7 protein-coding genes, 4 pseudogenes and 1 other annotated feature are annotated in these 11,370 nt (G+C 68.6%); of the genes and pseudogenes, 8 read left to right on the top strand and 3 right to left on the bottom strand.

Annotated features, from left to right (window positions below; translation table 11 throughout):
• Positions 1-583: 583 nt before the first annotated feature.
• The 6 genes from AB0L95_RS41115 (at position 584) to AB0L95_RS41090 (ending at position 8,310) form a co-directional block, all read left to right on the top strand.
• Complete coding sequence (locus AB0L95_RS41115; protein WP_365171660.1) at positions 584-871, top strand: WhiB family transcriptional regulator; 288 nt, start codon at positions 584-586, stop codon at positions 869-871.
• Positions 872-1,173: 302 nt separating this feature from the next.
• Entirely contained in the window at positions 1,174-2,118 is a 945-nt protein-coding gene (locus AB0L95_RS41110; RefSeq protein ID WP_365171658.1) for an acyltransferase domain-containing protein, read from the top strand.
• A gap of 10 nt (positions 2,119-2,128) precedes the next feature.
• A complete protein-coding gene (locus tag AB0L95_RS41105) occupies positions 2,129-2,398 on the top strand; it encodes a phosphopantetheine-binding protein (RefSeq protein WP_365171656.1) in 270 nt (89 codons plus the stop codon).
• 4 nt (positions 2,399-2,402) lie between these two features.
• Positions 2,403-4,661, top strand: coding sequence for a beta-ketoacyl synthase N-terminal-like domain-containing protein (locus AB0L95_RS41100; RefSeq protein WP_365171654.1), 2,259 nt, complete (start codon positions 2,403-2,405; stop codon positions 4,659-4,661).
• 11 nt (positions 4,662-4,672) lie between these two features.
• Positions 4,673-7,081, top strand: coding sequence for an SDR family NAD(P)-dependent oxidoreductase (locus AB0L95_RS41095; RefSeq protein WP_365171652.1), 2,409 nt, complete (start codon positions 4,673-4,675; stop codon positions 7,079-7,081).
• The gene (locus tag AB0L95_RS41090) at positions 7,078-8,310 is read left to right on the top strand and encodes a cytochrome P450 (RefSeq protein WP_365171650.1); all 1,233 of its coding nucleotides are present in this window, start codon (positions 7,078-7,080) and stop codon (positions 8,308-8,310) included. Before AB0L95_RS41095 ends, AB0L95_RS41090 begins: the two co-directional genes overlap by 4 nt.
• Before the next feature lie 15 nt (positions 8,311-8,325).
• Here AB0L95_RS41090 and AB0L95_RS41085 read toward each other — a convergent pair.
• The 3 genes and pseudogenes from AB0L95_RS41085 to AB0L95_RS41075 all read right to left on the bottom strand — a co-directional run.
• A pseudogene (locus tag AB0L95_RS41085) lies at positions 8,326-9,102 on the bottom strand (alpha/beta fold hydrolase).
• Between the two features lie 168 nt (positions 9,103-9,270).
• Complete coding sequence (locus tag AB0L95_RS41080) at positions 9,271-9,405, bottom strand: hypothetical protein (protein WP_365171662.1); 135 nt, start codon at positions 9,403-9,405, stop codon at positions 9,271-9,273.
• 14 nt (positions 9,406-9,419) lie between these two features.
• Positions 9,420-9,611 (bottom strand): annotated as a pseudogene (locus tag AB0L95_RS41075) (DUF6415 family natural product biosynthesis protein); the annotation flags it as partial.
• A gap of 149 nt (positions 9,612-9,760) precedes the next feature.
• Here AB0L95_RS41075 and AB0L95_RS41070 point away from each other — a divergent pair.
• Together AB0L95_RS41070 and AB0L95_RS41065 are read left to right on the top strand one after the other, a co-directional pair.
• Positions 9,761-10,935, top strand: a pseudogene (locus AB0L95_RS41070) (IS3 family transposase); the annotation flags it as partial.
• Positions 10,021-10,134 (top strand) — a sequence feature (AL1L pseudoknot). It overlaps the preceding pseudogene by 114 nt.
• A 103-nt stretch (positions 10,936-11,038) precedes the next feature.
• Positions 11,039-11,370 (top strand): annotated as a pseudogene (locus tag AB0L95_RS41065) (ISAs1 family transposase); the annotation flags it as partial.

The raw sequence follows: 11,370 nt of genomic DNA, 5'->3' as shown, positions 1-11,370 counted from the left end.
CTGGTACAACCACCGAAGACTCCACGGTGAGACAGGCCATATCCCGCCCGTCGAGTACGAAGCCAACTACTCCACGGAACTCACGAAACCCCAGGCCACAACCACAATCTGAGATCTCTACCGAACCCGGGGCGGTTCATCACGAAGCAGCCCCCGGTCGCTACAGCGCCGATACGTATACACCGTTTGAGGAACCCAGCGCTAGTCCCCTTTTCGGAGGTCCCCCGACAGAGGCCTTTGGCTGAAACTCGCCGGTAGCTAACATCGGGCCCATAGTCGGCCGTCGGCGTTGACTTCACAGGGCACCCGACAGGCGAGAGGGAGCCTACTGGTGACTGCTTTCGGCGTGTCCGGGCGACGAGAAATGAGAGAGACGGCGGGCAACGATTCACCGGCGTCTCCCCTCAGCCGCCGTCGGCGGCGACCGGCACATGCACGCAGCACGGTGTGCCGTGTTTCGCGTGACGGCGATACCCGGCACACCGCCCCGGGACTCTGGGCCCGCCGAGCCTGGGACCCGGTGAAGCGCCAGGGAACCAGCGCTGCACAGTGTTCTTGCTGAGCGTGAAGGGAGAAGGCTGTTGTGGCCAGCACCCAATGGATCGAAAGCGCTGCGTGCCGGGATAGCGACCCGGACGAGCTGTTTGCTCAAAGTGCCCAGCAGAACCGGGCCAAGACGGTGTGTGGTGGATGTGCAGTGCGTGCCGACTGCCTGGCCGAAGCCCTCGACAACCGCATCGAGTTCGGGGTGTGGGGCGGCATGACCGAGCGGGAACGCAGAGCACTGCTGCGCCGTCGCCCAGACGTCATCTCATGGCGGACGGCTCTCAAGCAAGCGCACCAGACGTTCAAACACTCCCGCGCCGGCTGACACGGCAGCATGACTTCGGCGGCGACGCGCTGGCGGCAGATCAGGCACATGCAGCACTCGCCGCCGGACGTAGCACTGACCTGTACCGCCGCGGGAGACCGCGCCTTGGACCCCATGGACCTCAACTTCCCCTGCATTCACGGACTCCACGCTACGAGGGGAGGGACAAGCTGAGACCTCCACCAAACCCGGCGCGGTTCAGAGTGCGTCACAAACCGGACACTGCCGTCCTATTTGTTGAATCTTCTCATTGCTAGGGAGGCCCATCCTGTGGTTGCGTTGAGTGATCAAGGACAGCCGGAGTGCTCGTGACGACCGCCTTCTCCTTTCCCGGTGTTGGGTCATTGTTCAACGATCCGTTCGCCTACTACTCCCCAGGGCAGCAGATCGCGGCCGAGATCGCGAGCCGCGTCGATGCCGTCACCTCCAGTCACGGATGGCCGTCGGTCCTGAGCGAGATCGATGCCCCGGCAGGGAGCCCGTTGAGTGAGATGCGGACTTATCATGCAGAGCTGAGCTGTCACCGCGTTCTCGTGGAGGAGTTCAGGCTTCGCCCTGACTTCTTCCTCGGGCACAGTCTCGGTGAGATTACCGCCCTGGTCGCGGCGGAGGGCATCACCGTTGAGGACGGCGCCGTCCTGCTGCGTGAGCGGGCCAGCGCGCTCCAAGCGTATGCCCGTACCGATGGCGCCACCGCGGCGTTCATGCTGCCTCCCCGCGGGGCGGCGGCACTCGCTGAGCAGGTCCAAGACGTCGTGGTCGCCGCGGTGAACAGCCCGACGCAGGTGGTCCTTTCCGGGCCCGCCGACCAAGTGGGGCATCTGGTGAGTCTCGCCCGTGCCCGGGACACAACGGTGACCATGCTGCGCGCGGGCCCCTATGCCCAGCATCACCCCGCACTCGGTCCGGCCTTCGAGCGATATCTCAAGTCTGTGCGGGGGATCCGGGCGGCGCCCCTGAAGACAGTAGTGTGGTCACCCGTACTCGGGCGTTTACTCAGCGCCGAGGATGACCTCGTCCTGCTGGTCGCACTCCAGATGGTGCGGCCGCTGGACTTCCACCACGCCGTCACCGGGCTGCACGCGGCCGGAGTGGACGAGTTCGTGGAATGCGGACTGAAAGACACCTTGACCCGGCTTGTCATCGAGACGCTCGGCAAGCGGGTGTCGGCATGGGCGCCGTTCAGAAAACGTTTGACCACGGCCCACATTGATCAGATGGCCCGCACACCTCCAACAGCTAGCTAGGGAACGACTCATGACCACAACAGACGATCTCCCCCTCCTGATCACCTACCTGCGTGAGACGTACGCCTCCGCACTTGAGATACCCGAAGAGATGGTGACACCGGATGCCGATCTGGAGGCCGAGTTCGGGCTGGACTCCCTCCAGCATCAGCTCGTGCTGGCCAAGGCGAAGGAGCGGTGGTCAGTGTTGGCCGAACAGGTCGAATCGCCCGCAACCATCACCGTCCGCTCGGTGGCCGAGGTGTTGAGGGACGCGGGCGCGCAGCAAGGGAAGGCGTGAGCTGATGCTCACGGACCAGGTCTGCATCGTCGCCGCGGGTGTCGTCACCCCAGGATGTGAGAATGTCGGAGAACTGTGGGAGCGAGCGCAGGAAGGCCCGCTCCCCTTCGGTCACGCAGCCCGCTTCAACGGGCTTGAGGCACTGTCAAAGCTCACACACAGCGAGACGGGGCAGCCGTACGACCTCAGGTTCAGCGAGGTCCGGGACGCTACGACGGACCACGCCGGTGACTTGCAGGTTTCCTGGCTGCGCCGTGCCCTGCGCCAGTGCCTCGCGGCCATGCCGGCCCCGGAAGGCCGCGAGGACCGCACTGGAGTATTCCTCTCCGCGTCCACCGACACGAGCTATGAGATGGACCTGGCACTCGCTGCGGACGCGCTCGCCGCGCAGACCGCGTCACGGCTGCCTGCCGACGGCCGCGCGGAGAGGCACGACGCGATCCGCCGGGCACTGGGGCGAAACGACCCCAGCGCCGGGCGACCGCACGCCGACTACCTTCCCCACCGCCAGGCCGCGCGGGCCGTTGACGGCATACTTCCCCCGGACACCCGGGTCATCGTCTCCAACAACATCTGCCCGTCCGCGTTGTACTCGGTGGACCTCGGTGCCAAGCACCTTCTGGACGGAGCGGTGGACGTCGCCTTCTGCGGCGGCGTGAGTTCGCACGGGCCGCTGAGGCAGGTGTATTTTGCCGAGATGGGCACGCTGTCGCGTTCCGGACAGCTGCGCGCCTTCGACGCGGCGGCGGACGGCACCGTGTTCTCCGAGGGCGTCGCCATCGTGGTACTCAAGCGGATGAGCGACGCGCTGCGGGACGGGGACACGGTGCTCGCCGTACTCGCCGGCTTCGGGGCCGCGTCCGACGGCAAAGGCAAGGCGATCTTCGCGCCCAGCCAGGAAGGCCAGACCCGTGCGATGACACGGGCGAGGGAAGTCAACGACGTCACCAGCGCCGAGGTCTCATGGGTGATCGGGCACGGGACGGCGACCCTGGCCGGGGACGCCACCGAGCTGCGCTCCATCGCCGCCGCGCATCCCGACGGCACGCCATGGGTGACAGGGAACAAGGCGATGCTCGGCCACACCGGCATGGCCTGCGGGGCCGTCTCGCTCGTCCAGGCCGCGCTCGGCCTGGACCGGGCGACGGTGCCACGGCAGCCCAACCACACCTCCTTGCCGGAGTACGCCCGCTCACTGTCCGTACAAGTCCCGGCGCAACCCGTACCGCTGACGGACGGGGAAGCGCCGTTCGTCGGGGTCTTTGCCTGCGGACTCGGCGGCATCAATGGGTACCAGCTGCTCAGTTCGCCCCGCTCGCAGGACCGAGCCGTACGGTCCGGCCGGCCCCCGCTCGGTGACGAACTGGTGCTCGTACGCTGGAGCGCCCTGTTGCCGGGAAGGCCGGAGGACGCGTCGGTCGCCGACCGGCTGTCCCGGGGCGATGCCCCCGCCAACGTGACCCGTTTCGTCTCCCCCTACCCGCTCCCTTCGATGACGCACACACTGATCCCACCGAAGATGGCGGCCCAGCTGGACATGAGCCAGCTGATCACGGCCGAGCTGGCGGGCAGACTGGCCGGGGACGGCACACCGTTCTGGGCGGGCGTCGAGGAACGCACCGGTGTCTTCGGCGCCCAGTACGGCGTCAGCAGATCAGCCGTGGACACCACGGTGAGTTGCCTGGGTGACGGGCTCGCGGAAGCGCTGGACGGCGAGGAGAGGGAAGCCGCACTGGCCTACCTGCGAGAACTCGGCGAGCGCGTCGGTCCCATCGGCCCCTACAGTCTCGTCGGACGCATGTCGTCCACCGCGCTCGGCTGGGTCAGCAACCGGAGGAACCTGCGCGGGCTGACGATGATGGTCGACACCGGAGAGACATCCGGACTGACCGCCGTGCACACCGCGGGCAGTTACCTGCGCCGCGGAGACATCGACCTCGCGCTGGTGATGGCATGGAACGCGGGGGTTCCGGAGGGCACCGCGCACTCGCTCGGCATCCAGAACGAGGACCTGGCCGAAGGCGCGTTCGCGCTCGCGCTCGCACGTCCCGAGACCGCCGCCACCCGCGGCTGGCAGGTGCTCGCGCGCGTACGGACCGACCTGGGCCCGGCAGCGGCACCGGCAGCGCGCCGCACCAGTCCTCGCTACCTGGCCGCGGACGGCGTGCTCGACATCGTGCGGTGCGTCGCGGCAGGCGCGCCGCCCCAACGGTTCTCAGCGGAATCCGGGCCGACCGTCCACGTCCTTCCCCCGCTGTCGTGACGGCCCCGGCCATGGCGATGGAAACGACCCGGCCGTACGAACTCCGTCTGGTGCCGCGCCCCGCCGTGAGCCGATACCCGGAACGCGATCCGCTGCCGCCCGGGACGCTGGTGCTCACGGACGACGCCGAGATCGCGGAACAGATACGTGCCCTCGCGCCACGCGACGCGCGGATCGTCCTCGTCCCCGACGCGGCGGCGACCTGGGACGAGGAGGCGGTCGCCTACCTCGTCACCGCGGCGGGACCGGCCGCCGGCCACTTGCGTGTCATCACGTCCACACACCGCGCCGCATGGCCCGCCGCGCCCCGGCCTGGTCTCCTCGCCCTGCAGGAGACGGCGTTCGTCGCGCTGAAAAGGCTCGCCCGGCCGGACGGTGAAGGTCAAGATGGTCTTGAAGATCAGGAAGGCGCGTCGGTCGCGGTCCTCGTGCTCGACCGCTTCGAGGGCGGGACACCGCACCCCCACGGCGCACTGCTGACCGGCCTGGTGAAGTCCGTCGCGTGGGAACTGCCGGGAACACCCGCGCACGCCCTGGTGACCGACGACGCCGGTCTTCCCGACGCGCTCGCACGGCTCCGCGTGGAGTCCGGGTGCGTCAGCGGGCTGCCCGTCGCCTACTACCGGACGCGATCGGCTCCGGCGGTCCGGTGGGAGGAACGGTTCACTCCCCTCGACGAACCGTCGAGGGGAGTGAAGAGTCCGGCTGTCACCAGACCGGTCGTGGTCGCGGTGGGTGGCGCGCGGGGTATCACCGCGCGGTGCCTGGAGGGGATGTCCCCGCCGCCGTCGCGCCTGTGGCTGCTCGGCAGCACCGATTCCGGCACGATGGCCGCTCAGGCCGCGGAGATAGGTGACCTGAGCAGTGCCGACTACGTGCGCAAGAAACGTGACGAGGCCCCCGGTGCCCACATCGCGGCTGTGCGGGCGGCATACGATCGCTGCCGCAAGTCCCGGGAGGCGCTCGCGACCATCGCCGCCCTGCGTAAGCGGATCGGCGCGGAACAGGTGCACTACCTCAGCTGCGACGTGACGGACCCGGACGCGGTACGGCGCGCGGCGGCGACGATCGCCGCGACCACGCCGCGCATCGACCTGCTGCTGAACGGCGCGGGAATCAGCGGCGCCCGACGTCTGAAGGCCAAGGACCTCGCGACGTTCCGCCGGGTGCGCGACACCAAGACCGCGGGCTACCACAACCTCAAGGCCGCGTTCCGTGATCCTGCCCCGCAGGCGTGGTGCCACTTCAGTTCCATCGCGGGAGCGTTCGGCCTGGCCGGTGAGATCGACTACGGCCCGGCCAACGACATGCTCAACGCGGCCGCCCGGTACGAGCAGGACCGCGCCACGCCTCCCGAGTGCGCGATCGGGTGGAGCCTGTGGGGCGAGTCCGGGCTGGGCCCTCGAAGCGGCTTCACCGATTACACCGCGCGGACCGGTCAGCTCGACCTGCTCAGTGACACCCAGGGACAGCGATTGTTCACCCTGCTGACGTCAGCGGGCCACCGCGGACGCCACGCGTCACCCGTGCTGCTGGGCGACGCGGAATGGCGCCTGGCGAAGACCCGGTTCCCCGACCTCGTGGACGACGGCGACCGGCGCCCCTATCTGGGTATCCCGTCCCACACCGACCATGACGGCACCGTCTGGCGACTCGACTTCTCCCGGCACGGGTACCTGCGCGGCCATATCCGGCAGTCGCGGGCGCTCGTACCGGGCGCGCTCGTACTGGAACTCGCCGCCCACGTCACCGACCACCTCGTCAGCGACGCCGTCGCGGACAGGTTCCGGGACATCCGCTTCGACGCCCCCGTCGCCATCGACCCGCAGCTGACCGCGTACACGCTCGCCGCGACGTTCCTGCCGTCAGGCCCCGGGCACGGCGTCGTACGCGTCACCGTCCGGTCACACACGGGCCACGCAGGACGGAGCCGCCATGTCCCCCACGTCGAGGTACGGGTCCCGGTCGGCGACACCGCCGGTGAGACCGCCGCCCCGGCCCGGCCCCGTCAGCTCGTCGTCCGGCGCGCGCCCGCGACCATGTCGATGTCCGGCCTGTTCGACCAAGTCCGCGATCTCCACCTCACCAAGACCAATACTTCTGCGCGCTGGAAGCCGCCGGTACTGCAAGACGACGCCTTCTCCTCCTGCCGGACACCGTGGCTGCTGATCGACGCCCTGCTGCAGACCGCCTGCGCCACGGACACCCCGAACCGTTACGCGACACCCCACTCGATCGCGGAGGTGCGGCTGCACACCCGCCACAACGACCTCGCGCTGGGCCGACAGGCGGCGAGCGGCGTCCACCTGCACGTGACCCACGGGGCAGGCGTCGCCGACGCCATCGCCCTCACCGGTGACGGCAGCCCCCTCGTAACGTTGTCCGGTCTCGTGCTGAGCGGACGGGACACCACGCCATGACCAGCCCACACGACATACTGCTTCGACTGCTGTCCCTTGAAGGACGCGTCGATCCCTACCCTCACTACCGCGACCTGATCGAACGCTGGCCAGTGCTGCCGATCACCCCCGGCCGGCTGCTCGTCACCGGCTACCAGGAGTGCGCGGACGTCCTGGTGAACCCGAAGCTCTTCCCCGTCCCCGACCCTCACTACGCCAACAGACTCTGGCCCACCTGGCACACGTTCCCCTCGACAGACCTGCTCTACCGCAGCCTGCTCTTCCGCAACGCCCCCCACAACCAGCCCGCCCGGCGGCTTATCGCGCGCTTCTTCGCCCCTGGCCAGGTCCAGCGGATGCGTCCGATGATCACTCGGCATGCCGAGGTCGGCACGGCGCCGTTCGGCGGGGAAGGTAGGGAAGATAGGGAGGACGGCGTGGTGGACGCCACCCGGTCGTTCACCACCATCCCCCACGCCGTGATGGGCGAACTGCTCGGCCTGCCGCCGCACGACAGCGGACAAGTGGCCGCCTGGATCGACGGATTCCTGGAACGCAACGAACTGCACCCGCCGGACAAACCGCTCACGGACGCCGACGAGGCGGCGGAACGACTCGTCGACTACGTCATGGACACAGTGCTCATGGAAGCACCGGACAGGACTCCGCTGGTCCAGACACTCATGGGACATGACGAGGCCGATTACCGGGACCTTGTTGGCAACCTGGTCTTCTTGCTCGGCGCGGGCACGGTCACCACCGGTTCGCTGCTCGGTAGCGGCGTCCGTCAGCTCGCGGTGGACAACGGTCTGCTGCCGTGTTTGCGCGAGGACGATGCGTTGCTGCGGTCGTTCGTTCAGGAAACACTGCGGTACGACCCTCCGATCCAATACGGCGTCAGAGTCGCCGCACAGGACACCAAGTTGGGTGGGATACCGGTTGCCCGTGACAGCGTGGTGCTGGTGTGTTTCGGCGCGCTCGGCCGGGACCCCGACAGGTTCGCCCATCCGGACGTGTTCGCGGCGGACCGGTTCCTCGCACCGGAGACGGAGCCACGCGACATCCTGTCGTTCGGCCTGGGCGCACATCGGTGCGCCGGTGCCGTACTGGCCCTGATCACCGCCGAGGCCGCGTTCCGGCAACTGGCGCTACGGGTCGACGCGATCGCGGAAGCCGGTCCCCCCCGTCGACAGGCTCGCGCGGTGATCCGCAGGTACACCCGGCTCGCTGTCGAGGTCACGCCACGGTGAGAGGTCCGCGCCGCTTCACCTGCCGACCGGGCACCGCGCCACGGCGGTGCGGATCACCTCCAGCGCTCCTCGTTCCTCCGCGACCGGATAGAAGTGACCGCCCCGGTAGATACGTACCTCGAACTCCCCTGTGGTGTGCCGCTGCCACGCGGCGGCCTCCTTCTCGGTGACCTCCGGATCGTCGTCACCGGCATAGACGAGGATCGGTGCCGTCAACCGCGCGGCTCCCGTGCCCGTCCGGGTGTCCGCCGCGGCCTCGTAGCCTGCGACGGCTTCGTAGTCAGCGCGGAGCACGGGCCGGAGCGTGCGCAGAGCGGATACGTCGTCCCCGAGCAGCGCCGGGTCGGTGCCGCCCAGCCGCGTCAGCTAGGCGATGACATCCTCGCGGGTGTCCAGCCGCACGGCTCGCTCCACGCGCGTGGACGGGGCACGACGTCCGGACAGCAGAAGCGACAACGGAACACGTCCGTCCACCTCCAGCCGCCATGCCACCTCGAACGCGACCAGAGCTCCCATACTGTGCCCGAAGAGCGTGACCGGCCGGTCCAGCCAGCCCGCAGCCTCCTCGACCACTGCGTCGGCAAGCGATCCAATCGTGTCGGCGCAGGGTTCGCCACGGCGATAGGACCGCCCGGGATACTGGACGGCGAGTACATCGACCTCACCGTCGAGCGCACGGGCGACCGGCAAAAAGTAGTTGGCCGAACCGCCGGCGTGTGGAAAGCAGACCAACCGCTTCGCCGCCGGTGGGGCTGTCTGGTATCTCCGGAACCACCGTTCGTCGTCCCTCATGCCGGCAGTCTGCCGCATCGGCCGTCTCGCCCGCCGGTGCTGTGACCGATCCCTCGGCCTGGGGCGCCCCGCAGACGCGGGCCGGAGATGCCCGAGGGGCAATTGACCCTCCAGAAGCCGCCGGTCCTCGCCGAGACGGTACCCGACGAGCGGCCGTCATGGCTTCCTTCACCGGTTCATCCCCTCGACTGTCTGCTCGTCCGGCGGCGCGGAGTCGTGGTGGAGGGTGTAGAGACTGAGGAGCGCCCGGCAATGCGTCGCGAGATCCCACACGTCATCCGCGCGCATCGCAGCGCTGGCCACGCCCTGGAGCGTGCGGCGGGCGCCAGCGATGACGTGCACCGCGACGCGCTGATCTCGCCCCGCACACGACGCACGCACTCGGCAACCACGGGCATGAGGAGCTGCACATACCCGCGCAGCAGAGCACCGAGCCGCTCCCGCTCCCCGGGCGCCGGAGCGGTGACCCACCCCCACAGAACAGCGTCATAGGTCCGGCGGATCGTCACCGCGTCGAACTGCGCCGACACCCGTCCGAGGCAGCGGTACTCTCCCGGGTACTTCCTAAATCGGTCATCGTGCGGAACTGAGCTGCTCCTGCTTTCGTGGAGTCCCTGAAGCCTGGGTTACGATCCAGGCGTAAGGAGAACCACCAGCAGTGCCAGCACCCCGTAAGTACCCCGATGAGCTCCGTGAGCGTGCCGTCCGCGAGGTCCGCTCGAGCGGCCGCCCGATCGCGCACGTAGCCCGCGACCTCGGCATCCACAAGGAGGCCCTGCGGTCCTGGGTCCGCCAGGCCGAGGCCGACGCCGGCGAGCGTGACGACCGCCTGACCAGCTCCGAACTGGAGGAGCTGAAACAACTCCGCAAAGAGAATGCCGAGTTGAGGCGCGCCAACGAAATCCTCAAGGCGGCCAGTGTGTTTTTTGCCCAGGAGATCGACCGTCCCCGGACGAGGCCGAGCAGGTGATCGACCACTTGCGCGACGGCTTCGGGGTCGATCCCGTCTGCCGGGTGCTGCAGCTGTCCCCGTCGACGTACTTCGCACGCAAGCAGCGGCCGAGGTCCGCCCGCCGCGTGCGCGACGAGGAGCTGATCCCGCTGGTCACAGCCGTGTGGGAGGATTCCGGCCGCACCTACGGCGCCCGCCGCGTCACCCGCGCCCTGGTCCGCGCCGGCCACTCGGTCGCGCGGTGCACGGTCGAGCGACTGATGCGCGAGCTCGGAATCGAGGGCGTCATCCGCGGGCAGCGCCGCCGCACCACGGTCCCCGAGCCGGCCGCCCCGCGTCCGCCCGACCTGGTCAACCGACGGTTCACCGCCCAGCGGCCAAACCAGCTGTGGCTGGCCGACCTGACCTACGTCCGCACCTGGTCAGGCTGGGTCTACGTCGCTTTCGTCCTGGACGCTTACTCGCGCCGGATCGTGGGCTGGCAGGTTGCGAATCACATGCGCACGGACCTGCCGCTGGACGCCCTGGAGATGGCCCTGTGGCGGCAGAGGATCAAGAAGGACGCCGATCTCATTCACCACAGCGACCGCGGGTCGCAATACGTGTCCATTCGCTACACGGAGCGATTGGCGGAGGTCGGTGCCTCTGCGTCGGTCGGCTCCGTCGCGCACAGCTATGACAATGCGATGGCCGAGGCCCTGAACGGCACATTCAAGGCTGAGTTGATCGAGCATCAGGGTCCATGGCGGGACTTCGACGAGGTCGAGCGGGCCGTCTTCCAGTGGGTCGCGTGGTACAACGGTGAACGGCTCCACTCCGCCCTCGGTTACGTACCGCCCGACGAGTACGAACGGGAGTACTGGGCGCAAGTGGAGGAAGCCCCGCAGACCGTGATCACACGATCGCGGACTCCACGAAACTCGGGGCAGCTCACTGGCCGCGACGCGCCGGCATCTGCTCTCCGCGGTTACCCACGGCACCGTCGTGACCCTCGCCCAGGTAGAGGTCAGTGCGAAGACGAACGAAACCACGCACTTCCAGCCGCTCCTGGCACCGCTGGACCTGGCCGGCACCGTCGTCACCTTCGACGCCCTCCACTCGGTCAAGGCGAACATCTCCTGGCTGGTCGAGACCAAGAAGGCCCACTACATCGCCGTGATCAAGACCAACCAGCCGACCGCCCACCGACAACTCGCGTCCCTGCCATGGCGGGACATCGCCGTCCAGCACGCCGCCTCCGGCACCGGACACGGCAGGAGGGAGTCCCGCTCGATCAAAACCTGCGCCATCGCGGACCAACTCGGCGGAATCGCCTT

Source organism: Streptomyces sp. NPDC052036 (assembly GCF_040680495.1).
GTDB lineage: Bacteria > Actinomycetota > Actinomycetes > Streptomycetales > Streptomycetaceae > Streptomyces.
This window is presented reverse-complemented; position numbering and strand designations above follow the sequence as displayed.

Coding starts and splice junctions, on each gene's coding strand:
- AB0L95_RS41090 (WP_365171650.1), top strand. CDS start 7,078: ATGACCAGCCCACACGACATACTGCTTCGACTGCTGTCCCTTGAAGGA.
- AB0L95_RS41095 (WP_365171652.1), top strand. CDS start 4,673: ATGGCGATGGAAACGACCCGGCCGTACGAACTCCGTCTGGTGCCGCGC.
- AB0L95_RS41105 (WP_365171656.1), top strand. CDS start 2,129: ATGACCACAACAGACGATCTCCCCCTCCTGATCACCTACCTGCGTGAG.
- AB0L95_RS41100 (WP_365171654.1), top strand. CDS start 2,403: ATGCTCACGGACCAGGTCTGCATCGTCGCCGCGGGTGTCGTCACCCCA.